The 26,588-nt window shown below is 67.4% G+C and carries 23 protein-coding genes; 14 read left to right on the top strand and 9 right to left on the bottom strand.

The annotated features are described in order from the left end of the window. Positions 1–73 precede the first annotated feature (73 nt). Positions 74–277, top strand: coding sequence for a DUF3079 domain-containing protein (locus AC3FKG_RS18720; RefSeq protein WP_483714291.1), 204 nt, complete (start codon positions 74–76; stop codon positions 275–277). Positions 278–560: 283 nt separating this feature from the next. Continuing rightward, positions 561–2,009 carry an NADP-dependent succinate-semialdehyde dehydrogenase gene (gabD, locus tag AC3FKG_RS18715; protein WP_488743826.1) on the top strand — a complete coding sequence of 483 codons (1,449 nt, stop codon included), beginning with the start codon at positions 561–563 and terminating at the stop codon, positions 2,007–2,009. Positions 2,010–2,030: 21 nt separating this feature from the next. On the opposite strand, the gene AC3FKG_RS18710 is transcribed toward gabD, so the two are convergent. From AC3FKG_RS18710 to AC3FKG_RS18695, 4 genes are all read right to left on the bottom strand, one after another. Further along, the gene (locus AC3FKG_RS18710; RefSeq protein WP_483714289.1) at positions 2,031–2,888 is read right to left on the bottom strand and encodes a hypothetical protein; all 858 of its coding nucleotides are present in this window, start codon (positions 2,886–2,888) and stop codon (positions 2,031–2,033) included. 91 nt (positions 2,889–2,979) lie between these two features. Continuing rightward, positions 2,980–3,612 (bottom strand): flagellar transcriptional regulator FlhC, encoded by a 633-nt coding sequence (gene flhC, locus AC3FKG_RS18705; RefSeq protein ID WP_483714288.1) that lies wholly within the window; start codon positions 3,610–3,612, stop codon positions 2,980–2,982. Then, positions 3,609–3,926, bottom strand: coding sequence for a flagellar transcriptional regulator FlhD (gene flhD, locus AC3FKG_RS18700; protein ID WP_483714287.1), 318 nt, complete (start codon positions 3,924–3,926; stop codon positions 3,609–3,611). The genes flhC and flhD overlap by 4 nt, the downstream gene beginning before the upstream one ends. After that, on the bottom strand, positions 3,913–4,836 hold the full coding sequence (locus AC3FKG_RS18695; protein WP_488743825.1) for a helix-turn-helix domain-containing protein: 924 nt from the start codon (positions 4,834–4,836) through the stop codon (positions 3,913–3,915). The genes flhD and AC3FKG_RS18695 overlap by 14 nt, the downstream gene beginning before the upstream one ends. 432 nt (positions 4,837–5,268) lie before the next feature. On the opposite strand from AC3FKG_RS18695, the gene AC3FKG_RS18690 reads away from it, so the two are divergent. Both AC3FKG_RS18690 and AC3FKG_RS18685 read left to right on the top strand, forming a co-directional pair. After that, positions 5,269–6,477, top strand: coding sequence for an EAL and HDOD domain-containing protein (locus AC3FKG_RS18690; protein WP_488743824.1), 1,209 nt, complete (start codon positions 5,269–5,271; stop codon positions 6,475–6,477). 139 nt (positions 6,478–6,616) lie between these two features. Next, positions 6,617–7,591, top strand: a complete 975-nt coding sequence (locus tag AC3FKG_RS18685) for a Bug family tripartite tricarboxylate transporter substrate binding protein (RefSeq protein ID WP_483714284.1) — start codon at positions 6,617–6,619, stop codon at positions 7,589–7,591. Between the two features lie 21 nt (positions 7,592–7,612). Here the strand turns inward: AC3FKG_RS18685 and AC3FKG_RS18680 are convergent, their stop codons facing one another. Continuing rightward, on the bottom strand, positions 7,613–8,452 hold the full coding sequence (locus tag AC3FKG_RS18680; RefSeq protein ID WP_483714283.1) for an IclR family transcriptional regulator: 840 nt from the start codon (positions 8,450–8,452) through the stop codon (positions 7,613–7,615). Further along, on the bottom strand, positions 8,449–9,243 hold the full coding sequence (locus AC3FKG_RS18675; RefSeq protein WP_483714282.1) for an IclR family transcriptional regulator: 795 nt from the start codon (positions 9,241–9,243) through the stop codon (positions 8,449–8,451). The genes AC3FKG_RS18680 and AC3FKG_RS18675 overlap by 4 nt, the downstream gene beginning before the upstream one ends. A 289-nt stretch (positions 9,244–9,532) precedes the next feature. On the opposite strand from AC3FKG_RS18675, the gene AC3FKG_RS18670 reads away from it, so the two are divergent. From AC3FKG_RS18670 to AC3FKG_RS18655, 4 genes are all read left to right on the top strand, one after another. Further along, positions 9,533–10,492 (top strand): MBL fold metallo-hydrolase, encoded by a 960-nt coding sequence (locus AC3FKG_RS18670; protein WP_483714281.1) that lies wholly within the window; start codon positions 9,533–9,535, stop codon positions 10,490–10,492. Positions 10,493–10,548: 56 nt separating this feature from the next. Next, positions 10,549–12,273, top strand: a complete 1,725-nt coding sequence (locus tag AC3FKG_RS18665; RefSeq protein ID WP_488743823.1) for an FAD-dependent oxidoreductase — start codon at positions 10,549–10,551, stop codon at positions 12,271–12,273. A gap of 31 nt (positions 12,274–12,304) precedes the next feature. Then, a complete protein-coding gene (locus AC3FKG_RS18660) occupies positions 12,305–12,541 on the top strand; it encodes a DUF2783 domain-containing protein (RefSeq protein ID WP_483714278.1) in 237 nt (78 codons plus the stop codon). A 103-nt stretch (positions 12,542–12,644) separates the two neighbouring features. Further along, positions 12,645–13,967, top strand: a complete 1,323-nt coding sequence (locus AC3FKG_RS18655; protein ID WP_488743822.1) for an MFS transporter — start codon at positions 12,645–12,647, stop codon at positions 13,965–13,967. A 53-nt stretch (positions 13,968–14,020) separates the two neighbouring features. Here the strand turns inward: AC3FKG_RS18655 and AC3FKG_RS18650 are convergent, their stop codons facing one another. Continuing rightward, entirely contained in the window at positions 14,021–14,329 is a 309-nt protein-coding gene (locus AC3FKG_RS18650) for a hypothetical protein (protein ID WP_483714276.1), read from the bottom strand. Between the two features lie 184 nt (positions 14,330–14,513). Between AC3FKG_RS18650 and AC3FKG_RS18645 the strand changes: the two genes are divergently transcribed. Further along, positions 14,514–14,738 carry a DUF2188 domain-containing protein gene (locus tag AC3FKG_RS18645; protein ID WP_483714275.1) on the top strand — a complete coding sequence of 75 codons (225 nt, stop codon included), beginning with the start codon at positions 14,514–14,516 and terminating at the stop codon, positions 14,736–14,738. A 60-nt stretch (positions 14,739–14,798) separates the two neighbouring features. On the opposite strand, the gene AC3FKG_RS18640 is transcribed toward AC3FKG_RS18645, so the two are convergent. Further along, positions 14,799–15,356, bottom strand: coding sequence for a BON domain-containing protein (locus AC3FKG_RS18640; protein ID WP_483714274.1), 558 nt, complete (start codon positions 15,354–15,356; stop codon positions 14,799–14,801). Between the two features lie 247 nt (positions 15,357–15,603). On the opposite strand from AC3FKG_RS18640, the gene AC3FKG_RS18635 reads away from it, so the two are divergent. Then, on the top strand, positions 15,604–16,236 hold the full coding sequence (locus AC3FKG_RS18635; RefSeq protein ID WP_488743821.1) for a DUF421 domain-containing protein: 633 nt from the start codon (positions 15,604–15,606) through the stop codon (positions 16,234–16,236). Positions 16,237–16,465: 229 nt separating this feature from the next. After that, positions 16,466–16,828 (top strand): hypothetical protein, encoded by a 363-nt coding sequence (locus tag AC3FKG_RS18630; protein ID WP_483714272.1) that lies wholly within the window; start codon positions 16,466–16,468, stop codon positions 16,826–16,828. Between the two features lie 60 nt (positions 16,829–16,888). Here the strand turns inward: AC3FKG_RS18630 and AC3FKG_RS18625 are convergent, their stop codons facing one another. Then, the gene (locus AC3FKG_RS18625) at positions 16,889–17,164 is read right to left on the bottom strand and encodes a hypothetical protein (RefSeq protein ID WP_483714271.1); all 276 of its coding nucleotides are present in this window, start codon (positions 17,162–17,164) and stop codon (positions 16,889–16,891) included. Positions 17,165–17,559: 395 nt separating this feature from the next. Here AC3FKG_RS18625 and AC3FKG_RS18620 point away from each other — a divergent pair, with 395 nt between their 5' ends. From AC3FKG_RS18620 to glgB, 3 genes are read left to right on the top strand one after another with little or no spacing between them, the layout of a single operon-like run. Next, complete coding sequence (locus AC3FKG_RS18620; protein WP_483714270.1) at positions 17,560–20,910, top strand: alpha-1,4-glucan--maltose-1-phosphate maltosyltransferase; 3,351 nt, start codon at positions 17,560–17,562, stop codon at positions 20,908–20,910. 51 nt (positions 20,911–20,961) lie between these two features. Then, positions 20,962–24,339, top strand: coding sequence for a maltose alpha-D-glucosyltransferase (gene treS, locus AC3FKG_RS18615; RefSeq protein WP_488743820.1), 3,378 nt, complete (start codon positions 20,962–20,964; stop codon positions 24,337–24,339). Beyond that, positions 24,336–26,588: a 1,4-alpha-glucan branching protein GlgB gene (gene glgB / locus AC3FKG_RS18610; RefSeq protein WP_483714267.1), complete on the top strand. Its 2,253-nt coding sequence runs from the start codon at positions 24,336–24,338 to the stop codon at positions 26,586–26,588. The genes treS and glgB overlap by 4 nt, the downstream gene beginning before the upstream one ends.

The raw sequence follows: 26,588 nt of genomic DNA, 5'->3' as shown, positions 1-26,588 counted from the left end.
ATGTAGCCGCCCGGCGCGCCATACTGATCGCAACATTTTCGTTGCACCGGCACAGCGTCCTGCCCACCGCATCATGGCAAAGAAATTCCCGATCCACCCGAGCCATCCCGAACGCATCTGCTGGGGTTGCGACAAGTATTGCCCGGTCGACGCCATGGGTTGTGGCAATGGGTCCAGCCGCACCCAACATCCCTCCGAACTGCTCGGCGATGACTGGCTGGAATTTGGCGATTGGGGCATCGATCCCGATCAACCCAAGGCAGTTGACTTGCGTTAGCGCGATCACAGCCTGCACGCCTGCTCAACGCCTGTAGCTTCCCTCCCTCCGTCCATCGGCGAGGCTATCCCGCATCCATGTTCCGCCGGGGTGGCGCGATCCATGCATGAACCATCGCATCCAGGCAGTTCCGGGCCGGGCTTGCGCTAGCCATCCACAACTCCCGCACACCACAAAGCATTGCAAGCGTTACGCCAGGCCAGCCCTCCACCATGTCTGGCGGCGATTACAATGCCTGAATCGCGCCAACCCTTCCGGCAGTCTTTTCAATGGACGAACGACCATGCTGAAGCTCCAAGACCCCACCCTGCTGCGCCAGCAGTGCTATCTCGACGGACGCTGGACCGACGGCGAACGCCACATTGACGTCACCAACCCCGCCACCGGCGAACGCGTGGCACAGGTGCCGCAGCTCGGCGCCGCGGAAGCCCGCCAGGCTGTCGAGGCCGCCAACCGCGCACTGCCGGCCTGGCGCGCGCGCGTGGCCAAGGAGCGCTCGGCGCTGCTGCGAAAGTGGTTCGAGCTGATCCTGGCCAACCAGGATGACCTGGCCCGCATCATGACCGCCGAGCAAGGCAAGCCGTTTGCCGAGGCCAAGGGCGAGATCGCCTATGCGGCGTCGTTCATCGAATGGTTTGCCGAGGAAGGCAAGCGCGTCTATGGGGAAACGATTCCGGCGCCGATCAGCACGCAGCGCATTGTCGTGACGAAGGAGCCGGTGGGCGTGTGCGCGGCTATCACGCCGTGGAATTTTCCGGCGGCCATGATCACCCGGAAGGCCGGCCCGGCATTGGCCGCCGGCTGCACCATGGTGGTCAAGCCGGCGTCGCAAACCCCGCTGACCGCGCTGGCGCTTGCCGTGCTGGCGGAACGCGCCGGCATCCCGGCCGGGGTGCTGTCGGTGGTGACCGGGTCGGCGAGTGCCATCGGCGGCGAACTGAGCAGCAACCCGCTGGTGCGCAAGCTGACCTTCACGGGCTCCACCGAGGTCGGCCGCGTGCTGATGGCGCAGACCGCATCGACCATCAAGAAGGTATCGATGGAACTTGGCGGCAATGCGCCCTTTATCGTGTTCGATGATGCCGACCTGGACGCCGCCGTTGAAGGCGCCATCATCTCCAAGTACCGGAACGCGGGCCAGACCTGCGTCTGCGCGAACCGGATCTACGTCCAGGACAAGGTCTACGATGCGTTTGCCGAGAAGCTGGTCGCGGCGGTCGCGAAGCTGAAAGTCGGCAATGGCATGGACGAAGGCGTGCGCATCGGGCCGCTGATCGACGACAAGGCCGTGGCCAAGGTCGAAGAGCATATCGCCGACGCCCTTGGCAAGGGCGCGCGCGTGCTGGAGGGCGGCCACCGGCACGCGCTCGGGCACACGTTCTTCGAGCCGACCATCCTGGCCGACGTCGCGCCCGGCATGCTGGTGGCGCGCGAGGAGACCTTTGGCCCACTGGCGCCGCTGTTTCGCTTCGAGACGGAGGACGATGTCGTGGCCATGGCCAACGACACGGAGTTCGGCCTGGCCAGCTATTTCTATGCGCGCGATCTCGGCCGCGTCTGGCGTGTCTCGGAACGGCTCGAGTACGGCATGGTCGGCGTGAACACCGGACTGATTTCGAATGAGGTCGCGCCGTTTGGTGGCGTGAAGCAGTCCGGCGTGGGCCGCGAGGGCTCGCACTACGGCATCGAGGACTATCTGGTGATCAAGTACACCTGCATGGCGGGCATCTGAGCGAAGCCCGCCTCCTCGCGTTCAGCGTTTGCCGTTGGCGCAGGCCATGTCGCGAGTCAGGTCGGCCCAGTCGCCGGTGCCCGGCATGCAGGTCTTGCGGAACCGTTCGAGCTGGTCGTGGAAGCGCCGCATCAACTCGAACTGGTAGGACGCTCTTTCGAAAGTGAAGCCGGTGCCAAACTCAGAGAGCGCACCTTCGGCAGCGTGCGACAGCCGCTCCAGCCGCTGGGCCAGGGCGCGCCCTTCTACGCTGCGATGCCGCCGTAGCCGCCAGCTCAGGGCCTCCTGGCCATCCTCCAGCAGGCTCTGGTCGAGATAGCCCAGGCGACCCGCCGCGGTGCGCGCCTCGTACATCGCGGACAGGTAGGCGCAGACCACCGACAAGCGCTGGTTCATCTCTCCCTCGCGCAGCAACAGGTCGTGCGCGCAGGCCCGCAAATGCTCGGCGGTGCCATGATCGCTCTGCGCTCCCGCCTGGCGCGCGTACTCCACCAGCGGACGGATGCCCAGGGACAGCCCCGGCGGCAGTACGCTCGTGATGCATTCGGCCAGTCGGGTCTGCAGCGCGCCGTCCAGTTCGCAGCAGGTTCCGCAGTCGGCGTCGAGATAGAAATCCAGGCTGATCCAGCGGCCCGGGCCCGTGGTGATCACGGTGCGGACCGGATTGTGGCCGGCGCTTTCCAGCACCTCCAGGCCAACCTGTACGCATCGTTCCCGCTCATCGTCGCCACCCAACGCGTTGACGATGTCCCGCGATCTCGTGGGCCCGAGGAACTCAGTGCGCGTGATCGGGTGCATCGTCGGTCCGAGCCGGTGCGATGCGCCGGCACGCGCCGGCAGCAGCAGTGTCTCGGGGTAGCTCGTTCCATTGACTGTCATTAGGCCTCCGGTGTCAGTGGGGCGGCCCGGACTTCCGGGCGTGTATCGAGTAGCAGCGATGCCGGGGGCAATCGCGATCGTACCGCTGCGCTCATAGGACGGGCACCATGCCGAATGCCGGTCCCACGACGGCGGGCAGGTTACCGAGGATGGACGAGGCGGGCTCCGCCATGCTGCCCGGGGCCGGGCGGCGCGCCCCGCGGCGCACCCGCGATGGGGGCTCGCACAGGCTGCAGATAAACGAGCCCTGCGGTTCATGGGCGTGCGTGACATAGCGTCCGCCGCAGCAACGACACGTGGACAACTGCAGCAACCCGCCTTCGCGAAAGCGCACCAGCGTCCAGAAGCGCGTGAAGCTGATCAGGCATGCCTCGTCGCTGGCGCGCATATGGCCCGCATAGACGCGGTAGCTGTTGAGCACCGCGCGTATGCCCGGCAACCCGGCCCGTTGCTGCATGAATTCATGGACGCTCAGCAGGTACGACGCGTGCGCGTTGGGCCGCCAGGTCACGAACCAGTCAGCCGAGAACGGCAGCATGCCTTTTGGCGGCGACCCCCCCGTCAGCTCCCGATACAGCCGGTACACGCGGCTGCGCGACAGCGCCACTTCCGCTTCCACGACCTGGGGCCGGGCCCCCAGGCCGATCAGCTCGATGGCAAGCTGGGTGTCGCTGGCATCCTGCAGTGCACTGCGTGCCGGTGCAGATTGCGCGGTGGTTTTCATCGCCCCTCCTCCAGGGCTTGCGCGGCCAACACGATGGCCGTATGCATATTGCACAATTCGTGACGCGGCCGGATACCCGCCAGCGCTTCGAGCAACGAACAGTTGTCAAGGCGGAAGCGGCACAGCACCATGCTCGAGCGCGCAAGACCCAGCAATTGCGCCGGCGTCAACGCCAGCAGTGCTTGCGCAACCTCTTTGCGGATGCCGAGCCTCAACAGGGCCTCGGGCTCGTTCTGGCGCATCAGCCGCTGCACCAGCAGCAGATAGGCCAGATTGACGTCCTTGATCTCACCTACCAGGTCACTGCTGTCCATTGTCAGCCTCCCAAGCGAAAGGAATTATCTTCACACTGCACGCATGCCGGGCCCCGGCGGCGGATTGGGGCAAGGCCCGAGCCGCCCACGCCTGAGCGGACACCAACGCTCCCGCTCCCTGCGCCGCCACGCGCGGTTCGCCCGCACGCCGGCCAGTGGAAGCAGGCCCTACCGCAGAGATCGCCGGACGGGCGGCAATGGCGCGCAGCCCCGCCTTGTCGACCAGCGCCACGCTGCGGTGCTTGACCCGGATCAGGCCGCCTTCCGCAAGCCGGGAAAATTGACGGCTGACCGTCTCGAGCGTCAGGCCGATATAGCTGCCGATTTCTTCGCGACTCATGCGAAGGATGAACTCGCTCGATGAAAATCCGCGCGCCGACTGTCCTTCGGAGATCCACAGCAGGAACGTCACGAGGCGCTCTTCCGCTGTCATCAGCGCAAGCAGGGTCTGCAACGCGCGCGTCCGCTGCGCGTGGCGGTCCAGTGCCAGGAACACCCGGCTGGCGAAGATCGGCGTGCTCGCGGCCCGTGCGCGCAGGGTATCCATAGGGATCATGCAAACCTTGGTGTCTTCCAGCGCCGTCGCATAAGAGGCGTACTGGCGGCGGCCGATACTGTCCAGGCCGACCATTTCGCCTGGGAAATGGAATCCGACCACCTGTGTGCGTCCGTCTTCCGTGGCGACATGCGTCTTGATCGTACCCACGCGGATCGCGAACACGGCCGCCACCGCATCGCCGAGCAGATAGAGCGGCTCGCCCTTGCGCAAACGAACCACGCGCTGGGCGAGCATGTCGGCCAATTCGATGCCGCCGGGCGCACGCTCGCCAACCAGGCAGAAGCGCGCCATGGAGCATCCGACACAGCACGGGATCGAATCAGGCGGTTGCGGGCTGGTTGTCAGGGTCATGGTGGGCGCCTCGGAAGAAGAAAATCTCAGGGAAAGGTTTCCGGCGACCGTTCGGAGGTGGTTCCTAGTCAATTGGATTGGCTGCGGAAATCAAATCACGAAAACCTTAAATTGAATTCTATTGACGTGTACCTGCAGAACAATCTGTAGTTTCTGAATATCCATTAGGAGTTTTCCTACTCTACTGCGGCAAAGTCCTCGACGGTCCTCGGAATCGGCCGGAAAGTCGCGCCGCGCCGGCATTGTTGGCGCGGATCAAGGACGTTGCGGAATGTCCTTCCTATCATCGCGGCGATTTCTTATTGATTCCTGCTGCCTCAGATTCGAAATTTATTTTCGCAGTGCCGTTAAAGGGCACCGTGAAATGCATTCCGCGCATTCGGCACATAAATCCGCATCAGGAAATTGCCGGCTTCCTTCTGGAATATTCCCATGCAAGTCCCGCTTCCCGCCTTGTCCGACCTGCCCATGCCAGGTCCTCGCGATGCCGAGGTGCTGCACTTCGGGCGCCAGGCCATCGTGAGTGCCGCCGGCGACCCGCAGGCCTATGAGTTGCTGTACCGCGAAGCCGGCCGAAACTGGGCGAACGTCATCGACGACACCGCGGCAACCGCCCACGTGATCGCGCGGGCGCTGGGCGACACGGGCCTGGACTGGACCTTGCGCAAGCATGCGGGCTTCGTGAACCTTGGTCGCCAGCTGCTGCTCGACGATCTGCTGTTGCTGGTGCCGCCGGGGCACTTCGTGCTTGAAGTACTCGAAAGCGTGCCCATGGATGCCTGCGTGTTGCGCCGGCTGGCGTGGCTGCGAGAGGCCGGCTACCGCCTGGCCCTCGACGACGTCGCGGCGCTGAGCGACGACGTTCGCAAAGCGCTGCCTGCGGTCGACTTCGTCAAGGTCGATTTCCGGCTTGCCCGGCGCACCGGTCTTCCACGCCTGGCCGATGCGGTGCTGAGCGCGGACCGCCTGTTGATTGGCGAGAAGATCGAAACCGCCGACGACTTCGCACTGGCGCAACAGCTTGGATTTCACCTGTTCCAGGGCTTCCACTTCGCGCGCCCCGAACCCTTGACGGCGCCATGGCCACACCTGGATCACGGCACGCTGGCGCGGCTGCAGGCGCTGCTGATGCAAGGCGCGGACACCGATGCACTGCTTGCCGAACTGCAGGCCGCTCCCGGCATGGTGGCCCAGTTGCTGCGGCTTTCGGTCGCGACCGGCGTACAGCCGGGCGTCGGGTTTGCCAGCGTGCGCGGGCTGCTGGCGGCGATTGGTCCCGACAGCCTGCAGCGCTGGGTGCGGCTGCTGCAGATCTCCGATGGATTCCGCCTGCCCGGCGAACCGAGCGTGCGCAGTCAGGCGGCACACCGGCGCGGGACCTTCATGGAACAGGCGGCGCGCCGGGTCCGCCCGCACGATACGGCGTTCGCCGAAGCTGCCATCCTGACCGGCGTACTGTCGCTGGCCCCGCTGCCGCCCCACGGTACGCGGCGCGATATCCAGGACACATTTCCAGTGACCCGGACCATCCGGGATGCCGTTCTCCACGGGCATGGCGAGCTGGGCGCGCTGCTGAAGGCCGCCCGGGATTGCGAGTGCGGCGGCGATGCAATGTCCACGCTGGGCCCGCCCATCACGTAACGGCCTCACGCCGCGTGGCGGCGAAACTTCGCCACCACGCGGCCGCAAACCCCGCCTTCGCCAATTCGAAACCCGCGTCCCCGCGTGCTGCGACACACTGCCGCTTTCCATCGCCACAACACGACAAGGGGAGACAGCGATGAAGAGCTGGTTCAAGCATGCAGCTGCAGGGCTGCTAGTTTCACTGGCAGCTGCCGGCAGCGCTTTCGCGGCGTACCCGGATAAGCCGGTGCGGCTGGTGGTGCCGTTCCCGCCCGGCGGCGCCACGGACCTCCTGGCGCGCGAGATCGGCAATGCGCTGTCGGTGCGGCTGGGACAACCGGTCGTGGTCGACAACCGCCCGGGCGCCGGCGGCAATCTCGCTGCGATTGCCGTGGCGCGTGCCCCGGCCGACGGCTATACGCTGTTGTTCGGCACCTTCGGCTCGCTGGCCGTCAACAAGAGCCTCTACGACAAGCCTGGCTACGATCCGCTCAAGGATTTCGCCCCGGTGGCCTCCGTCGCCTATCTGCCCAACGTGCTGGTCGTGCACCCGTCGGTGCCCGCGCGGACCGTGCCGGAGCTGCTGGCGCTGGCGCGCAAGGAGCCCGGCAAGCTGGCCTATGGCTCGTTCGGCAACGGTTCGTCGTCCCATCTGGCGGGTGAGCTGTTCACGCACATGGCAGGGGTCGAGATCACGCATATCCCGTACAAGGGCAGCGCCGCGTCCATGACGGACCTGATCGGGGGCCGCCTGACCATGATGTTCGACAGCGTATCGACCGCGTTGCCGTATATCCGCGACGGCCGCGTGCGCCCGCTGGCGGTCACCACGCAGAAACCGTCGGAACAGTTGCCCGGGGTGCCGACGATGGCGGCTGCCGGCGTACCGGGGTACGAACTGACGGCCTGGTTCGGCGTCGTGGCGCCGGCCGGCACGCCCAAGGCCGTAGTCGACCGCCTCAATGCCGAGATCGTGGCTTCACTGAAGCAGCCGGAAATGGCCAGCAAGCTGGCGAGCCAGGGCACGGTGCCGTTCCCGGCCACGCCCGCCCAGTTCGGCAGCTATATCCGGGCCCAGTACGAGAAATGGGATGGGCTGATCAAGTCAGCCCATATCCGCGTGGACCAATAAGCCGGTCCGCCGCCAAAACGTTCAGGCCGGCGACTGCATGGCGCCAAAGCGCCACGAAAGCCGGTGCGCCGCCTGGCGCACCAGTCCTGCGGTGGCACCTTGCGTGCCGCTGTCGAAACTGCCGGTCGAGCCCATCACCGCCACCACCAGGGCGAGGCTGCCCGTATGGTCGAACACCGGCGCCGCAAGCGTGTCGATGCCCGGCACGGGGCGGCTTAGCGCGTTGTCGACCTGCTCGCGGCGCACTCGCGCAAGCCGGCCGGCATAGTCCGAAGCAAGCTTCCCGTCATCGCCGAGCACCTCGGACGGCGCGGCGCCAGCCATGCGCAGGTCGTCGCGCGCAAGCAGGCCAGCCAGCACGTTCTCGGGCAAGTACGCCGCCATGGTGCGGCCGATCGCGGTATGGACCAGCGACAGGACCGTGCCGACGCGCAGGCTCACATGCTGCGGACGTGCCGATTCCTCCAGCCGCACCACGGTAGGCCCCATCGGCCCAAGCACCGCCATCGCCACGCTCAGGCCCGTGGCGCCTGCAAGTTCGATGATTTCCGGTTCGGCTTCGCGCGTGGGCGACAGACGCTGCAGGGCGATCAGCCCCAGTTCCAGGCTCAGCGGCCCGCACAGGAAGTTGCCGGCGGCATCGCGCGCGAGCAGCCCGGTCTTCTGCAGGCTGACCAGGTGCGGAAAGGCCTTGGCCGGCGCCATGCCGGCCGCCTGTGCCAGGTCGCGCAGCGACAGCGGCCGGCCCGCCTCCACCAGGGCCGCCAGCAGTTGTCCGGTACTGTCGAGCGACTGGATGCCGCGCTGGGGCTTGCCGGCATCGCCGGTCCGGTCATCGTTCGGGGCCGCTTGCGTGCTCATGCTTGTCCCAGGTGCGTGCCGATGGCATGGGCAGTCGCCCGCAGCGCCGCCGCCACCGGTCCCTGCCAGTCCACATCGATGGTGCCGGTGGAGCCGACGATGGTCAGCACCAGCCTGAGCGTGCCGCCCGCATCGAGCACCGGCACGCTCAGGCTGCTGATGGCCGGGCTCGGGGCGTCGACGCTGCGTTCGATGCCGCGTGCGCGAATGGCTTCGAGCGTGGCATCGAATGCGGCGCGATCCGCGGCGCTCGCCTGCGGCTGTTGCTGCCGCCAGCTCGCGTCCCAATCCGCGCGCGGCCGGAACGCGCAATAGACGCGACCCGTTGCGGTGGCGGCCAGCGCCATCACGGTGCCGACGTGCAGGTTCACGTGCAGCGGCGCCGCGGCCGGCACATAGCGCACGATGGCGGGCCCCTGCGGGCCGGCAATGCTGATGGCCACGCTGAACCCCGTGGCCTCGGCCAGTTCGTCCACGCGCGGCACGGCGGCGCGGTAGGCCGGGTCGGAATCCAGGTGCATCATGCCGAGCTGCAGCGACAGCGGGCCTGGCTCGTAGCGGCCGGACAAATAGTCGCGCTTGATCAGCCCGAGCCGCGTCAGGCTGACCAGGTACGCATGGGCCTGCGCCGGCGCCAGTTCCGCGGCCTCCGCCAGTTCGGCGAGCATCATCGGCGCCCGCGCGGCCGCGAGCGCGCCCAGGAAGCGGCCGGCGACTTCCACGCTCTGGATGCCGCGCTGCACCTTCTCCTCGCGCTCTGCCTGCGCCGCCTTGCGCCCCGCTGTTGCCATCGTGCTCTCCGGAAAGCCCAGATATTAATCGAACGTCACCGGGGTCAGCCCTCTCGATCGGTGTTTACCCGCGATTCGTCGCCTCAACCCTATAATTATCCATAGGCTAATCGCTTAGCTATTGATTAATTTTTAATGGTTTCCTAAGATGGCACTACCCCGTCGCGCAGCGCAACGTACGCGCCGCGACCCAACCGAGATCAACGAACGGGGCGAGACAGTCGCGCCATACCGCGCACTGGCATTGCGTGCCGCTGTCCCGCCCGCCCCCATGAAAAGGACTGACAGCATGAGCAAGGCATTCGCATCCCAGGCCGACCTGGAAGCCAAGCAGATCACCTTCACCCAGTTGTCCGAGAACGCCTATGCCTACACGGCCGAAGGCGACCCGAACTCCGGCGTGATCATCGGCGACGATGGCGTGATCATCATCGACACCACGGCCACCCCGGCCATGGCGCAGGACCTGATCGCCAGGATCCGCTCGGTCACCGACAAGCCGATCAAGTACGTCGTGCTCTCGCACTACCACGCGGTGCGTGTGCTGGGCGCGTCCGCGTATTTCGCCGAAGGCGCGCAGCAGATCATCGCCAGCCGCGGCACCTACGAAATGATCGTGGAGCGGGGCGAAGCCGACATGAAGTCGGAAATCGAACGCTTCCCGCGCCTGTTCGCCGGCGTCGAGACCGTGCCGGGCCTGACCTGGCCCACGCTGGTGTTCGAAAAGGAAATCACGCTGTTCCTGGGCAAGCTGGAGGTGCGCATTGCCCACCTCGGCTCGGGCCATACCAAGGGCGACACCGTGGTGTGGCTGCCGTCGCAGAAGGTGCTGTTCTCGGGCGACCTGGTCGAGTACGACGCGGCCTGCTACTGCGGCGACGCCCAGCTTGCCGAATGGCCGGCCACGCTCGACGCGCTGGCTGCGCTGCAGCCGGAGAAGCTGGTGCCCGGCCGCGGCCCGGCGCTGACCACGCCCGAAGACGTCAGCAAGGGCATTGCCTATACCAAGGACTTCGTCACCACGCTGTTCCAGGCCGGCAAGGAAGCTGTGGCCGACAAGCTCGACCTGAAGGCCGCCATGGCCCACACGCGCCGCGCGATGGACCCGAAGTTCGGCCAGGTGTTCATCTATGAACACTGCCTGCCGTTCGATGTGTCGCGCGCGTTCGACGAAGCCAGCGGCATCCGCCATCCGCGCATCTGGACCGCGCAGCGCGACAAGGACATGTGGGCGGCGCTGCAGGACTGAGGCGCGCACCTCACGATAAGACAGAAGACTGAACGAGAGTGGACGGAGACCTAGGCATGACCATCGATTACCAGCGCCTGTCATTCGAGTACCAGCCTTGCGCGGAACAACGCGACGGGCAAGCGGGCGGCACGGTCCATCCCGTTGTCGTGGTCGGTGCCGGGCCCATCGGCCTGGCTACCGCGATCGACCTGGCGCAACGCGGCGTGCGCGTGGTGCTGGTCGACGACGACTGCACGCTGTCGACCGGATCGCGCGCCATCTGCTTTGCCAAGCGGACGCTGGACATCTTTGACCGCCTGGGCTGCGGCCAGCGCATGGTCGACAGCGGCATCAGCTGGAACGTCGGCCGCGTATTCCTGCGCGACCAGCAGGTGTACAGCTTTGACCTGCTGCCCGAGGCGGGCCATCACCGCCCCGCCTTCATCAACCTCCAGCAGTATTACGTTGAAGGCTACCTGCTGGAACGCGCGCTGGAATTGCCCAACATCGAGATCCGCTGGCGCAACAAGGTCGTCGGGCTCGAACAACGCCAATCGGGCACGGCCGACGAAAATGTCGCGCTGACGATTGAAACGCCGGACGGCTGCTACGCGCTGGCAGCGCGCTACGTGGTGGCGGCCGACGGCTCCCGCAGCCCGGTGCGCAAGCTGCTCGGCCTGGATAGCAAGGGCCGGACCTTCAAGGACCGCTTCCTGATCGCCGATGTGAAGATGGAAGCGGACTTCCCGACCGAGCGCTGGTTCTGGTTCGACCCGCCCTTCCACCCGAACCAGTCGGTGCTGCTGCACCGCCAGCCCGACAATGTCTGGCGCATCGACTTCCAGCTCGGCTGGGATGCCGACCCCGTCCTGGAAAAAACGCCCGAGCGCGTGATCCCGCGCGTGCAGGCACTGTTGGGCCCGGACGCGAAATTCACGCTGGAATGGGTCAGCGTCTATACGTTCTCGTGCCTGCGCATGGACAGCTTCCGCCACGGCAGGGTGCTCTTCGCCGGCGATTCCGCGCACGGGGTCTCGCCGTTCGGCGCGCGTGGCGCCAACAGTGGCGTGCAGGACGCCGAGAACCTGGTCTGGAAGCTTGCCTACGTGCTGCAGGGCCGCGCGGCGGACAGCCTGCTCGACACCTACGCCAGCGAACGCGAGTACGCCGCCGACGAGAACCTGCTGAACTCCACCCGCGCGACGGATTTCATCACGCCCAAGAGCCCGGTGAGCCGGCTGTTCCGCGATGCCGTGCTCGGCCTGTCCCGTCGCCATGCCTTTGCACGCGGCCTGGTCAATAGCGGCCGACTGTCGGTGCCGGCGGTGCTGCACGGATCGCCGCTCAACACGCCCGACGCGGACGGCCTGGGCGGCACCATGGTGCCCGGCGCGGCCTGCGTGGACGCCCCGGTTTCCGATGCGCAGGGCGCGGGCTGGCTGCTCCAGCATCTTGGTGGAGAGTTCACCGGGATGGTGTTCGGCACGCCGGACAGCCTCGACAGCGACAGCCGCGCCGCACTCGCCCAACTGGAGCAGTCTGGCTTGCCGATTCGCCTCCTGTACCTCGGCACGCCGGCGCAGACCGCCTCGGGCAGCGCTGTCCTGCGCGATGATGAAGGGCTTGCGGCGCAGCGCTACAGCGCCGCACCGGGCACGTTCTACCTGATCCGCCCGGACCAGCATGTCTGCGCACGCTGGCGCAAGATCGACGCGCAATGCATTGGCGATGCGCTGGCACGCGCCAGCGGGGCGCATCTGCCTGGCAGTGCGAAGCAACTGGCCGCCATGGCGGCATAAGCCGTCGGACACAACATTCGGAGACCACGCCATGCCAAGCCAAACCGAGGCACACGCGCTCAACACCCAACCCAACCTGGCCCGTCCGGACGACTTCTACGAAGCGCTGATCGACATGCACCGCGACCTGGACGACGCGCAGAGCCAGGCCGCCAACGCCCAGCTCATCCTCCTGCTCGCCAACCATATCGGCGATCACCAGGTGCTGCTCGCGGCCATGCAGGCCGCCCGCGAAGGCATCGCCGGCAACACCACCGCCACAACCTGACCTGCGGGCACGCGCACGCGTGCCCCACCCTTTCCCGCCGGACCCGTAGCGAAGGCCTGCCAAAAGGCTTGCGCGGGGTGGCGCTCACACCGGAGACAAAGCAATGAGCAATCTGGCCTCAGGGGCGATTGCGGCCCCCGCTTACGCCGCGCATGACGAAGACGCGCTATACCGCAAGATCTGGCTGCGTTTGATCCCGTTCCTGTTCGTGTGCTACGTGGTTTCATTCCTGGACCGCATCAACATCGGCTTTGCCCAGTTGCAGATGAAGGAGGACCTGGGCTTCAGCGACGCCATGTACGGCCTGGGCGCCGCGGTGTTCTACGTCGGCTACGTGCTGTGCGAGGTGCCCAGCAACATGCTGCTGGCACGCTTTGGCGCGCGCCGCACGTTCACGCGCATCATGGTGCTGTGGGGCGTGGCCTCGGTCGCGATGATGGCCGTGTCCTCGCCGGCGCAGTTCTATACGCTGCGCTTCCTGCTCGGCGTGTTCGAAGCGGGCTTCTTTCCCGGCATCGTGCTCTACCTGACCTACTGGTTCCCGGCCAAGCGGCGCGCCGCCGTGATGGCCATCTTCTTCGCGGGCGTCGCCGTTGCCGGTGTGCTGGGCGGGCTGGTCTCGGGCTGGATCATGCGCGACATGGCCGGCGTACTCGGCATGCAGGGCTGGAAGTGGATGTTCGCCCTCGAAGGCGCGCCGGCCATCGCGCTCGGCGGGCTCGCCGCCTTTGTCCTGGTCGATGAACCGCGCCAGGCAAGCTGGCTCACCGACAGTGAAAAAGCATTCCTGACACGGGCCCGCACCGAAGGCCATGACATCAAGGCGCATTCGCTGCAGGCGCTGCTGCAAGTCCTGCGCAACCCGCGCGTCTACCTGTTCGCGTTCATCTACTTTTCGCTGACCTGTGGCTCGCTGGCACTGAGCTTCTGGATGCCGCTCATGATCCGCGACTTCGGCGTCACCGATGTGGTCTCGATCAGCCTCTACTCCGTCGTGCCCAATGCGGTGGGCGCAATCGGCCTGATCCTGATCGCGCGGCATTCCGACCGCAGCGGCGAACGCCACCGGCATTTCCTGCTGTGCACGGCAGGCGGCGCACTGGCGCTGGCCGCGCTCACACTGCACCTGCATAGCCTGGCCGCGATGCTGGCCATCCTGTCCGTGGCCGCGGTCCTGATCTTTGCCGCGCTGCCGGTGTTCTGGTCGCTGCCGCCCAGCTATCTGCCCGCCAGCGGCGCAGCCGCCGGCATTGCCTTCATCAGCAGCGTGGGGATTACCAGCGGTATCGTCAGCCCTTGGGTGATCGGGCAAATCAAGGTGCAGACCGGAAGCCTCGACAATGCGCTATACCTGCTGGCTGCGTTGCTGCTGGCGAGCGGCCTGTCGATGTGGCTTGGCGTGCCACGCCAGCCGGATCAATCCTGACGGCCAGTGGCCGCGCCTGGCCGTCTTCCTGCGGGTTGCGGACGGGGATTCCACTAATGCGGATGACTGCAAGGAATCACGCCCGCGATCTCCTCGCGCATGACTTCCACCACGTCGTCGATCTCCAGCCCTTCCGCGGTGACCAGCACTTCCTTTCCACGGCTGATCGCATAGACCACGCCGCGCCAGCGCCCGGAGGCAACGACTTCGCTCAGGCGGATGTCGAACTCCGTGTCCTGGTCCTGGCTGTAGACCGTTACCAGGTCCCCGATCCGGGGCATCCAGCCGACTTCGCCGTCGGAAGCGCGGGCCACCACAGTCACTGGAGACTGTGTCAGTCCCCGCGCAAAACTTGCACGCATGGCTAGCTCCTTTACAGGCGAGTTCCAGTCCAGCTTACAAGAGCAAGCCCAAATGACCAGATATTTTCGACCGCAAGTCGCCCTTGCTGCTCCTGGCTTGTCAGAGGGTGACCGATAGACAGCGGCGCCAATGAGGCCACAATGAAAGAGCCGACGCATTGCGCCGGCGCCTCAGGAGACAAAGATGGGCAGCAACCTACACGTCGTGCCTTACGGAAATGGGTGGGACGTCATTCACGAAGGCGCGCGTTACGCGGAATCCCACCACGCGACGCAGGAGGCCGCGATCCACGCCGCCACTTCGCTGGCGCGGCGCAAGAAGGTTGAACTGCTGATTCATGCGAAAGACGGCAGCGTGCGGGCGCGCAGCAGCTATGCGGGCCGCGACCTTAGCGCCATTGCCGGCTAGGCAGCCTCGCCACCGCGAGCACGGCCGCACCGGGTCATGCCGGGGCGGCCGGCTTTTTCTTCAGGACGGCCGTTTTCCCGGCTTGCCACGGCAGACGCGCAACCGATTGACCAGGTCGCGCACGCCAAAGACGTCGTCCACGATATCTTCGACACGGTACTTCTGCAGACGGTCTGGCACACTCCCTTCGAGCCTGACCACGCCGCTGTCCACGCGCACTTCGACGTCGCGTACATCGAGGCGGCCACTGCGCGTCAGGCGGTCACAGATGTCCTCCAGGATCCGCGCATCGCTGCGCTGGTAGCCGCGTGGCCCCACTGGCCGATAGCGCGGCGAAGCCCCCTGTCCGCTACGCGACGCGCGTTCATTGAACCCCGTGAACTGCTGATAGGCCTGCTCGGACCCGTAGCCCTCCGAAGGCTGTTGCTGCGGCGCCGGCCGCGCGCGTGGCCATTGGCGGCCTTCCTCGCGTAGCCCCGCGAACTCCGCGGGATCCACCGGCTGGTCGTAATCGAAGACGCCATACGCCCCAACGTAATGGCTGCGCCAGTCGGCATCTTCGGGCAGCGGTGGTTCACGCCACGGCGTGTCTGGTAAGGCGGGGCGGCTTCGGTCCATATCTGTCTCCGGCGGTCACTGCGGGAACACAGGTCCTGCCATGCAAGATGGACGCCACATTGTCCGGCGCGGGTACTGTCCTGCGCGCATGCCGGTGCGCGGCAGGAATTACAAGATCCATTGCGCCCTTGCACGTACATTCTTCTGCCCTGCGTGTCCATGCAGCAGCAGCGCGCGACGATGTGCCTGACACGGCTGGCACGGAAACTGCCGCCGCGTCGGTCATCGGCAACCAACGCAATGTGCAATGGATTCACTGACCAGCCTCATGCTTGCCCTGATGGGAGAAGGCGACCACCTCGCGTGGTGGCAGGGCGCGGTCCGCGCCTTCGTGGTCTTCCTGATCACCTGGCTGCTGCTGCGCGTGGCCGGGCGCCGCGCGTTTGCCCAGAAAACCGCGTTCGACCTGTGCGTGGTGCTGCTGCTGGGCGCGGTGCTATCGCGCGCCATCATCGGCGCGACCGCCCTGGCGACCGCGTTTGCGGCGTCCCTCACGCTGGTGCTGATGCATCGGGCGGTCGGATGGCTGTCGTCGCGCTACGCCGCGTTCGACCGCATTACGGGCGGCTACGCGATCGACTTGATCGACGACGGCCATGTCGACCGGGCGCGCATCGCGCAGGCCATGGTCAGCGAGGAAGACCTGAAGGCCAACCTGCGCGCGACGCTGCAGAAGGAATCGCTGGAGGGCGTCACCCGCGTGGTGCTGGAGCGCGATGGCGCCCTGACCTTCGTGCGTGAAGCGAATAAACCATCGGCGACCGATGGCTGCGCGAAGCAGGCCCATGCCAGCGACCAAGACACGCCAGTCTCACGGCATACCGTTGAAAACGCCGATAAGGTCAATGGCACGTCGGTCTCCCGCTGCTCCGGACGATGAGTATGCCCCGAGGCCCGCACCTGCACCGACCTGCCTTCGCGCCGCCGTCCGCGCCCGGCCCAGTGCCTGGCAACGACGTGCGGCGCATCACCGTGCGCGAGGCCGCCGCCGATTGGGCGCTGGGGCGGCTGTGCCACTACTGCGAACTGGCCCGACGTGGCAACACCAGCCGTGGCTGCCAGAACACCAGCGCCGTACTTTCGTCGCCTGACGACAACCGGAGACCGACATGAAACGGACCCTCGCCACCACTGCACTGGTAATCGGCGCCGCGCTTTGCCTGCCAGCCTTTGGCCAGCAAGCCCCGGCATCCCCCAATGCGCCAAACCCGAGCGCCCCGCCAGCCCCAGAAGGCGCGGGCACCTCTCGCAACGCGCCCGCGATGGCAGCCCCTGGCTCGACCGACATGCAAAGCGGCACCGGCATGGCATCGGACCAGCCCAAGCACAAGGCCAAGAAGCACAGCAGCACGCAATCCGGCACCACCGCGCGCTACAAGAAGCCACGCGAGCAAGGCACGCCGCCCGCGCCGACAGCCGAGGCCCCGAGCGGCCCGAAGGGGGACTCGCCTGACCCGCTGCCGAAGCAGTAATCCGCGCGCAGCGTGAACAGCGGTGCGTCCCGTGCCGAATGGCGCGCGACGCACCGTTGCTCACCCGGACCGCCGAGCACCGGCACGAGCGGTGTCTTGCCAGGCCTTTGCGGCCTTGCGCATGCCGCGCACGTTCATGGCGACCAGCGCGACCTGCAGCACCATCAGCGCGTACGCGTCGCCCTGCCAGCCCCATGCGATCCACAGGACATTGCTGAACAGGAACACCCAGAACCCGGCACGCCTGCGCGCGTCCGAGCGCGACCCCACCAGCCACGTCCCCATCACGGTGGCCACCATGGCAGGCCATTGCATCGCTTCCAGCCAGTCCTGCATGGGTTCCCTCCGTGCGCGTCCGGCCCCGGACCGAGCATGAATCGTACCCATCCGCCCCGGCCGGATCGGCCACGCGCAATGCACGCGCGGTGCCGCGAAGGCAATTTTTGCAATGCCGGCCGAACTGCCTGAAGTTTTTACACGCCGCACACCGTTGTTGCGTCGCGGCCCGCCACCGCAAGCCCGGCGTTGTTGCCCTTGCCCACGCTCGGATATGACGGACCCGTTGCTGGCAGGCGCCGCGCTTGGCACGCGCTTCGCATGGCTCTGTCTAATTTCATCCCGCTGGGGATGTGGGCATGCGGGCCGGTATCGGTAGCGGCACCGGTATCTGAATCGGGAATGGCGCCGGATGTCGGCCTGCCCTTGTTGGCCAACAGCCAAGGGAATACTACGTGCGGATCTGCCTGCTCAATATCGACCGAATCACCGACCTCTCCGAATCCCAGCACGACACGCTCCGGCGCGTCGCCGCGCTGGGATTCGACCATGTCCTGCTGTCCGGCCGCGCCGCTGTCCTGCCTGGAAACCCCGACACGCTGTCCGCGCTGGCGGCGCTCTGCGCGGACAGCGTGCGGCAAGGCCTCACCCCGCTGCTCGATATCTCGCTGGACCGCATTCCGGAGCATGGCAACGGTATCGATCCGACATGGATCGATCGCGCCGCGCCGGCCTTTACGCCGCACGATACCGACAACCACCTGCCCGGAGTGCGCCTGCGGTGGCAGTCGCCCGCGGTGGCCGCAGCGCTGGTGGAGTGGTGGGCCACGCAACTGCGCGCCGCACTCGCGGCCGGCGTTGCCGGCTTCTGTCTGCGTGCGCCGGCGCGGGTGCCCGGCCGATGCTGGACCACGCTGACCACCGCGCTGCGCGGCGATGGCCTCGCGCCGCAAGGCCCGCGCCCGATTTTCCTGGTCTGGACGCCGGGCCTGACGCCGGCACAACTCGACGACCTGATGCCGGAGCAGTTCGACGGCGCCTTCTGCTCGCTGCCATGGTGGGACTTCCGCAGCCCGTGGCTGACCGAGGAGATGGCGCGCCTGCGTCCGTTCGGGCGCGTGCTGGCGGCGCCATCGCAGTCGCCGGCCAGCCAGGACGCGTTGTCCGCCCGACGCGCCTTGTGGACCGCCGCCGCGATCGGCGATGGCCTGCTGGTGCCCGAGGGCTTCGAGACCGGCGGCACGAAAGCCCGTGATCCGCTGGCCGATGATGGCGGCGCCCGGGACGGCGCGCCGTACGACATCACGCATGAAGTGCTGCAGGCCAACGCCTGGCTGGCCACGCGCCCGTCCGCTCCGGCGGTGTCGGTCAGGCTGCTGAGCGGGCCCGACGCCGGGCTGACCGTGCTGGCGCGGCTGCAGGCGCCGGACAGCCGCGACGGCGACAGCGCCGCCCCGACGGAATCCACGCTGACGATCGTGGTCAACCCGGACACGCAGGAACCCGGCACGCTCGGCGTCGACCGCGTGCTGGCGACGCTGCCGGCTGCGTCGTCCCGACTGGCGTTGTCGGACGGCGGCCCCGGCGGCAGCGTGGACCCGGACGCCGCACTTGATGCGCTGGCCGACATGACGCTGGCCCCCGCCGACATCCGACTCTATCGCGCCGTCCCCGCGCACACCCGCAATGCCCCGCGCCTGCCGCAGCCCGGCGACGCCGTCAGCGCGAGCGGCCTGGGCAGCGTGGTGGCCGCGCTGGAGGCGCCGCGCATTGCGATCGAAGCGGTCGAGCCTGGGTGCGATAGCGGACGCTTCCCGGTGCGACGCGTGGTTGGCGAGCGCGTCGAGGTCAGTGCGGATATCTGGATGGATGGCCATGACAAGCTGGCCGCCGCCGTCCTGTGGCGCGCGCCGGGCGAGCAAACCTGGCAGGAAGCGCCAATGCGGCCGCTGGTCAATGACCGCTGGGTCGGCAGTTTCCCGCTGGTCGGGCTGGGCCGTCACACCTTCACGGTGGAAGCCTGGCGCGACACCTTTGCCAGCTGGCTCGACGAGATCGGCAAGAAGCGCGCGGCAGGCGTGGATATTTCGCTGGAGATCGAGGAAGGGGCACGGCTCGTAGCCGACGCCCTGATGCCCGCGCAGGGCGACACGCCGCCCGACAGCGAGTTGTCCGTGCTGGTCGATGAACTGACCGCCAGCGCCGGCGACGACAACGCGCGGCTCGATATCCTGCTGTCGCCGCGTACCGCCGCGGCCATGCATGCCGCCATGCAGAAGCCCGAGGGACGTCCGTTCGCGAGCCGGCATCCGGTGCCGATGCCCGTGGAAGCGGAACGGCTGGCCAGCCGCTTTGCAAGCTGGTACGAACTGTTCCCGCGCTCCGCCAGCAACGACGAAAGCCGCCACGGCACCTTCGATGATGTGATCGCCCGACTGCCGTCGATCCGCGCTATGGGCTTCGACGTGCTGTACTTCACGCCCATCCATCCGATCGGCAAGACCCATCGCAAGGGCCGCAACAACAGCCTGCGCGCGCAGCCCGGCGACCCGGGCAGCCCGTACGCCATCGGCGCCGACGATGGCGGCCACGATGCCCTGCACGCCCAGCTCGGCAGCTTCGAGGACTTCGAGCGCCTGCGCATTGCCGCTGCCGCGGCAGGGCTGGAACTGGCGCTCGACTTTGCGATCCAGTGCTCGCCGGACCATCCGTGGCTCAGGCAGCATCCGGAATGGTTCACGCGCCGTCCGGACGGTTCGCTGCGCTATGCCGAGAACCCGCCGAAGAAATACGAGGACATCGTCAACGTCGACTTCTACGCGGCGGCGCCCGCGGCCGCCGCGCTGTGGCAGGCGCTGCGCGACGTGGTGATGTTCTGGGTCGAGCGCGGCGTGCGCATTTTCCGCGTGGACAATCCGCACACCAAGCCGCTGCCGTTCTGGGAATGGATGATTGCCGACGTGCGCGCACGGCACCCCGACACTATCTTCCTGGCCGAAGCCTTCACGCGCCCCAAGATGATGGCGCGGCTGGCCAAGCTGGGCTTCAGCCAGTCCTATACGTACTTCACATGGCGCAATACGCGCGCCGAGCTGGCCGAGTACATGACCGAGCTGACGCAAGGCCCGCTGCGCGAGTTCTTCCGGCCGCATTTCTTCGTCAACACGCCCGATATCAACCCGTACTTCCTGCACCGCGGCGGCCGCCCGGCCTTCCTGATCCGCGCGGCGCTGGCCACGCTGCTGTCGGGGCTGTGGGGCATGTACAGCGGCTTCGAGCTGTGCGAGTCCGCGCCGCTCGTGCTCGACGGCAAGGAGCGCGAGGAATACCTGGACTCCGAGAAATACCAGCTGCGCGCGCGCAACTGGCACCAGCCGGGCAACATCGTGGCCGAGATCACGCGGCTGAACCACATCCGCCTGGGCCACCCCGCGCTGCAGAGCCACCTGGGGCTGCGCATCTATCCGGCCGGCAACGACGCGGTGCTGTACTTCGCGCGCTTCGTTCCCGGCACGGGCTCGACCTTCGGCGACGACGTGCTGCTGGCCGCGATCAGCATGGACCCGTTCGCCGCGCAGGAAGCCACCGTCGATATCCCGCTGTGGGAATGGGGCCTGCCCGACCACGGCAGCGTCGCCGTGCAGGACCTGATGGACGAGCACCGCTTCGCGTGGCACGGCAAGCGCCAGCGCATCCGGCTCGATCCGGCGCGGCTGCCGTTTGCGCTGTGGCACCTGACCCCAATCGGGCAGCCGGTACGGCGCGAAGCCATACCGTCGCCGGCTTACGATCCGCACGGCGCGTAGCGCGGCGACAGACACTGGCATACCTGGCAGAACCAAGGCACGGAGACACGGATGAAACGCCTGACCGAACCCGCCAACGCCCTGCTGCTCAATGCCGATCCGCTCTGGTACAAGGACGCCGTCATCTACCAGCTCCACATCAAGTCCTTCTACGATGCGAATGGCGATGGCGTCGGTGATTTCGCCGGCCTCCTGGCCAAGCTGGACTACCTGGTCGACCTTGGCGTCGACACCATCTGGCTGCTGCCGTTCTACCCGTCGCCGCGCCGCGACGACGGCTACGATATCGCCGACTACCGCAGCGTGCATCCCGACTACGGCACGCTGGCCGAAGCGCGCCGCTTCGTGGCGGCGGCCCATGCGCGCGGCATCCGCGTGATCACTGAACTGGTCATCAACCACACCTCGGACCAGCATCCGTGGTTCCAGCGCGCGCGCAAGGCCAAGCCAGGCTCCGCCGCGCGCCGCTACTACGTCTGGGCCGACAACGACCAGGCCTACGCCGGCACGCGCATCATCTTTTGCGACACGGAAAAGTCCAACTGGAGCTGGGACGCCGTGGCGGGCGCGTACTTCTGGCACCGCTTCTATTCGCACCAGCCGGACCTGAACTTCGACAACCCGCAGGTGATGAACGAAGTGCTGTCGGTCATGCGCTTCTGGCTGGACATCGGCGTGGACGGGCTGCGCCTGGACGCCGTGCCCTATCTGGTGGAGCGCGAGGGAACCAGCAACGAGAACCTGCCCGAGACCCACGCGGTCATCCGCCATGTGCGCGCCCACCTGGATTCGCATTACCACGGCCGCATATTGCTGGCCGAGGCCAATATGTGGCCCGAGGACGCCCAGCAATATTTCGGCCGCACGAACGCGGATTCCGGCACGGGCGATCGCGGCGACGAATGCCACATGGCCTTCCACTTCCCGCTGATGCCGCGCATGTACATGGCGATCGCGCGCGAGGACCGGTTCCCGATCACCGACATCATGCGCCAGACGCCGGAGCTGCCCACCGACTGCCAGTGGGCCATCTTCCTGCGCAACCACGACGAGCTGACGCTGGAGATGGTGACCAGCAGCGAGCGCGACTATCTCTGGGAGGTCTACGCCTCCGACCGGCGCGCGCGCATCAACCTTGGCATCCGGCGCAGGCTGGCCCCGCTGATGGAACGCGACCGTCGCCGCATCGAGCTGATGAACAGCCTGCTGTTTTCCATGCCCGGCACGCCGGTGATCTACTACGGCGACGAGATCGGCATGGGCGACAACATCCACCTGGGCGACCGCGACGGGGTGCGCACGCCGATGCAGTGGTCGCCGGACCGCAATGGCGGCTTCTCGCACGCCGACCCCGAACGGCTGGTGCTGCCGCCGCTGCAGGGGCCGCTCTATGGCTATGAGGCGGTCAATGTCGAAGCGCAGGCGCGCGATCCGCATTCGCTGCTCAACTGGATGCGCCGCATGCTGGCGCTGCGGCGCAAGCACCGCGCCTTCGGCCGCGGCACGCTGCGCTTCCTGTTCCCCGGCAACCGCAAGATCCTGGCCTACCTGCGCGAGTACGAGGACGAGCACATCCTGTGCGTGGCCAACCTGTCGCGCGCGCCGCAGGCCGTCGAACTCGACCTGGCCAGCTTCAATGGCCGCGTGCCCGTGGAGATGATGGGGGCCACGCCGTTCCCGGCCATTGGCACGCTCACCTACCTGCTCACGCTGCCGCCGTATGGCTTCTACTGGTTCGTGCTCAGCGACGAGGCGCATCCGCCCGCGTGGCACGTGAGCGCGCCTGAACAATTGCCTGACCAGATCACGCTGGTCCTGCAGAACAAGGGGCGGCTCGAACTGACCGAGGCATCGCGCCAGATCCTGAACGCGGAAGTGCTGCCGCCCTATATCCGCCGCCGGCGCTGGTTCGGTGCCAAGGACGAGAGCATCCACAGCGCCTCGCTGGCGTACCTGGTGCCGTTTGCGCGGGGCGCCGCGGGCGAAGAGATCTATCTTGGCGAAGTCGAGGTCCGGCTATCCGGCGGGCGCACCGAGCGCTACCAGCTTCCGGTGGGGCTGCTGTGGGACCGCGAGAGCGCCGATGGCGTGTCCCAGCTTGCACATGGGCTGTCGATGGCCCGCGTGCGCCAGGGCAGCCGCATCGGCCTGGCCACCGATGGCTTCGTGCTGGAGCCGTTCGCGCGCGAGGTGATCCAGGCCTTGCGCGCCGGCGTCGAGCTGCACGGCCCGCAGGAAACCATCCGCTTCCGTGCGGAGCCGGGCTTGTCGGCGCTCCAGCCAGAACAGGAAGAGATCCAGTGGATGTCGGCCGAGCAGTCCAACAGCTCGCTGTCCTACGACAGCACCGCCGTGCTCAAGCTGGTGCGGCGCCTGTCGGGTGGCATGCACCCGGAAGTCGAGATGACGCGCTACCTGACGGCGCAGGGCTATCCGCATTCGGCGCCGCTGCTCGGCGAAGTGTCGCGCACCGGCAGTGACGGCATTGCGCACACGCTGATGCTGGTGCAGGGCTATATCCTCAACCAGGGCAATGGCTGGGACTGGACGCTGGACTACCTGAGCCGCGTCATCGACGACGCGCTCCCCGCCGACGAAAGCCAGGACGAGTTCACCGAGGCCATGAACGGCTACGTCGCCATGGCCGGCACGCTCGGGCGCCGGCTGGCCGAGCTGCATGCCGTGCTGGCGCGGCCCACGGACGACCCGGCCTTCGCGCCGCAAGCCGCCACCGAGGCGGAAACGGCGCAATGGGCCGAACAGGCGATGGCGGCCCTGTCGCGCGCGCTCGCGCTGCTCGAAAAGCGTCCGCACGACGACCCGAAAGCCGCCAGCAAGCGTTTCGAGGTCGATGTCGACACGCTGATGAAGGCCCGCAAAGCCCTGCCCGAACTGGTGGCGCGGCTTGCGGCCGCCGCGCCCGGAAGCTTGCAGACCCGCATCCATGGCGACTTCCACCTGGGCCAGGTGCTGATCGCGCAGAACGACACCTACCTTGTCGACTTCGAGGGCGAGCCCGGGCTGCCGCTCGACTGGCGGCGCCGCAAGACTTCGCCGCTGCGCGACGTGGCCGGATTGCTGCGTTCGATCGATTACGCCGCGGCCACGGTCGGCACCGATCGGCAGGAGCGCACCCATGCCGAACTGCCTCCGGCGCTGGCCGAGCGGCGCGGCGGTCTGCTGGAGCAATTCCGCTCGACCGCCAGCGACGCGTTCCTGGCCTGCTACAGCCAGCACATGGAGGCCTCCGGTGCGCCCTGGGTGCAAGCGGAGCAACTCCAGCCGATGCTCGACCTGTTCCTGCTGGAGCGCGCCGCCTACGAAGTCGAATATGAAGCCGCCAACCGCGTGGCGTGGATCGACCTGCCCGCCAGCGGGCTTGCGCGCATGGTGCGCAAGCTGCTGGCCGGGAACCTGGAGGTCCAATGAGCCGCGTCGACATCCAGGCCGCCGAACGCCGGTCCGATACCCTCCCCGATGACGCGCTGAATGCGCTGCTGGCGGGCCGCCACGGCGACCCGTTCGCCGTGTTGGGGCCGCACCAGGACAACAATACGCTGGTGGTGCGCGCCTGCGTGCCGGGCGCGCAAGCCGTGACGCTGACCGATGCGCAGGGCACGCTGCTGGCGGAGATGACGGCCCTGCACGATGGCGGCGTGTTCAGCGGACGCATTGCCGCCGGCAACCCGGATTACCAGTTGCGGCTGCGCTGGCCCGACGGCCAGACCCAGCTCAGCCGCGACCCCTATGCCTTCGGCCTGCTGCTCGGCGAACTCGACCTGCACCTGATCGCCGAGGGGCGGCACTTCGAGCTGGGTTCCTGCCTGGGGGCGCAGTGGCGCCGGATCGACGGCGTCGAGGGCGTGCGCTTTGCCGTGTGGGCGCCCAATGCGCGGCGCGTATCGGTGATCGGCGACTTCAACGGCTGGCACCCTGCCCGTCACCCGATGCGCCTGCGCCAACCGAGCGGCGTCTGGGAGCTGTTCATCCCGGCGGCCATGGGCGCGAAGCCCGGCTGCCACTACAAGTTCGACCTGCTCGACCCGCACGGCGCCGAACTGCCCGACAAGGCGGACCCGCTCGCGCTGGCCACCGAGCCGCCCCCGGCCACTGCGTCGGTGGTGGCCGAGCCCGCGGTGTCCGCCCCGCCCTTCCCCTGGCAGGACGATGACTGGATGCGCCTGCGCAATGCCGTCGAGCCGTACGCGGCGCCGCTGTCGATCTATGAAGTCCATGCCGGGTCCTGGCTGCGAGCGGCCAATGATCCCGCGCACGGCTGGGACATCCTGGCCGAGCGGCTGATTCCCTATGTCTGCGAACTCGGCTTCACGCACATCGAGCTGTTGCCGGTGACCGAGCACCCGTTCGGCGGCTCATGGGGCTACCAGCCGCTGTCGCTCTACGCGCCCACGGCGCGCCTCGGGCCGCCGCAGGCGTTCGCGGCGTTCGTCGACCGTTGCCACAGAAGCGGCATCGGCATCATCCTGGACTGGGTGCCGGCGCATTTCCCGACCGATCCGCACGGGCTCGCGCATTTCGACGGCACCGCGCTCTACGAACACCAGGACCCGCGCGAGGGCTTCCACCAGGACTGGAACACGCTGATCTACAACCTGGGCCGCAACGAAGTGCGCGGTTTCCTGCTGGCCGGCGCGCTGCACTGGCTCGAGCACTTCCACATCGACGGGCTGCGCGTGGATGCGGTGGCATCCATGCTCTATCGCGACTACAGCCGTGCGGCCGGCCAGTGGGTGCCCAACCGCTTCGGCGGCCGCGAAAACCTGGAAGCCGTGGCGTTCCTGCGCGAACTCAACACGGTCGTGCATGAGCGCTGCCCTGGCGCGCTGACCATCGCCGAGGAGTCGACCGCGTGGCCCGGCGTCACGGCCAGCACCGCCAGCGGCGGACTCGGCTTCGACTTCAAGTGGAACATGGGCTGGATGCACGATACGCTGCGCTACCTGTCGCTGGACCCGATCCATCGCGCCTGGCACCACCAGGACATGACGTTCGGGACGGTCTACGCGTGGTCCGAGGCCTTCGTGCTGCCGCTGTCGCACGACGAGGTCGTGCACGGCAAGGGCTCGATGATCGGCAAGGCGCCTGGCGACAACTGGCAGCGCTTTGCCGGCCTGCGAGCGTACTACGGGTTCATGTGGGCGCACCCTGGCAAGAAGCTACTGTTCATGGGCGGCGAGCTGGCGCAGTGGCAGGAGTGGAACCACGACGCGGAACTCGACTGGGCGCTGCTCGAGCAGCCGATGCACCGCGGCGTCCACACGCTGGTGCGCGACCTCAATGCCCTGTACCGCGAACTGCCCGCGCTGCACGAACTCGACCATTCGCCCACGGGATTCCAGTGGGTGGTCGGCGACGATCACCAGAACAGCGTGTTCGCCTGGCTGCGCCGCCCGGCGCCCGGCAGCGGCGACGTGGTACTGGCCGTGGCCAACATGACGCCGGTGCCGCGCTACGGCTACCGCATCGGCGTGCCCTTTACCGGCTGCTGGCACGAACGCCTGAATACCGATGCGGCCTGCTATGGCGGCAGCAATGTCGGCAATGAAGGCGCGCTCCTGGCTGAACCCGTGCCGGCGCATGGGCAGGAGGCCTCCCTCTCGCTCACCCTGCCGCCGCTGGGCATGCTGGTGCTCCAGCATGCCGGCGCGCAGGCATGA

The organism is Cupriavidus sp. 22TCCZM04-2 (assembly GCF_057798895.1).
The sequence above is the reverse complement of the archived record's forward strand: the minus strand, read 5'-3'. Positions and strand labels throughout refer to the sequence as shown.

Excerpts from the sequence above, each read along its gene's own strand:
- AC3FKG_RS18720 (WP_483714291.1), top strand. The coding sequence starts at position 74 with ATGGCAAAGAAATTCCCGATCCACCCGAGCCATCCCGAACGCATCTGC.
- gabD (WP_488743826.1), top strand. The coding sequence starts at position 561 with ATGCTGAAGCTCCAAGACCCCACCCTGCTGCGCCAGCAGTGCTATCTC.
- AC3FKG_RS18710 (WP_483714289.1), bottom strand. The coding sequence starts at position 2,888 with ATGACAGTCAATGGAACGAGCTACCCCGAGACACTGCTGCTGCCGGCG.
- flhC (WP_483714288.1), bottom strand. The coding sequence starts at position 3,612 with ATGAAAACCACCGCGCAATCTGCACCGGCACGCAGTGCACTGCAGGAT.
- flhD (WP_483714287.1), bottom strand. The coding sequence starts at position 3,926 with ATGGACAGCAGTGACCTGGTAGGTGAGATCAAGGACGTCAATCTGGCC.
- AC3FKG_RS18695 (WP_488743825.1), bottom strand. The coding sequence starts at position 4,836 with ATGACCCTGACAACCAGCCCGCAACCGCCTGATTCGATCCCGTGCTGT.
- AC3FKG_RS18690 (WP_488743824.1), top strand. The coding sequence starts at position 5,269 with ATGCAAGTCCCGCTTCCCGCCTTGTCCGACCTGCCCATGCCAGGTCCT.
- AC3FKG_RS18685 (WP_483714284.1), top strand. The coding sequence starts at position 6,617 with ATGAAGAGCTGGTTCAAGCATGCAGCTGCAGGGCTGCTAGTTTCACTG.
- AC3FKG_RS18680 (WP_483714283.1), bottom strand. The coding sequence starts at position 8,452 with ATGAGCACGCAAGCGGCCCCGAACGATGACCGGACCGGCGATGCCGGC.
- AC3FKG_RS18675 (WP_483714282.1), bottom strand. The coding sequence starts at position 9,243 with ATGGCAACAGCGGGGCGCAAGGCGGCGCAGGCAGAGCGCGAGGAGAAG.
- AC3FKG_RS18670 (WP_483714281.1), top strand. The coding sequence starts at position 9,533 with ATGAGCAAGGCATTCGCATCCCAGGCCGACCTGGAAGCCAAGCAGATC.
- AC3FKG_RS18665 (WP_488743823.1), top strand. The coding sequence starts at position 10,549 with ATGACCATCGATTACCAGCGCCTGTCATTCGAGTACCAGCCTTGCGCG.
- AC3FKG_RS18660 (WP_483714278.1), top strand. The coding sequence starts at position 12,305 with ATGCCAAGCCAAACCGAGGCACACGCGCTCAACACCCAACCCAACCTG.
- AC3FKG_RS18655 (WP_488743822.1), top strand. The coding sequence starts at position 12,645 with ATGAGCAATCTGGCCTCAGGGGCGATTGCGGCCCCCGCTTACGCCGCG.
- AC3FKG_RS18650 (WP_483714276.1), bottom strand. The coding sequence starts at position 14,329 with ATGCGTGCAAGTTTTGCGCGGGGACTGACACAGTCTCCAGTGACTGTG.
- AC3FKG_RS18645 (WP_483714275.1), top strand. The coding sequence starts at position 14,514 with ATGGGCAGCAACCTACACGTCGTGCCTTACGGAAATGGGTGGGACGTC.
- AC3FKG_RS18640 (WP_483714274.1), bottom strand. The coding sequence starts at position 15,356 with ATGGACCGAAGCCGCCCCGCCTTACCAGACACGCCGTGGCGTGAACCA.
- AC3FKG_RS18635 (WP_488743821.1), top strand. The coding sequence starts at position 15,604 with ATGGATTCACTGACCAGCCTCATGCTTGCCCTGATGGGAGAAGGCGAC.
- AC3FKG_RS18630 (WP_483714272.1), top strand. The coding sequence starts at position 16,466 with ATGAAACGGACCCTCGCCACCACTGCACTGGTAATCGGCGCCGCGCTT.
- AC3FKG_RS18625 (WP_483714271.1), bottom strand. The coding sequence starts at position 17,164 with ATGCAGGACTGGCTGGAAGCGATGCAATGGCCTGCCATGGTGGCCACC.
- treS (WP_488743820.1), top strand. The coding sequence starts at position 20,962 with ATGAAACGCCTGACCGAACCCGCCAACGCCCTGCTGCTCAATGCCGAT.
- glgB (WP_483714267.1), top strand. The coding sequence starts at position 24,336 with ATGAGCCGCGTCGACATCCAGGCCGCCGAACGCCGGTCCGATACCCTC.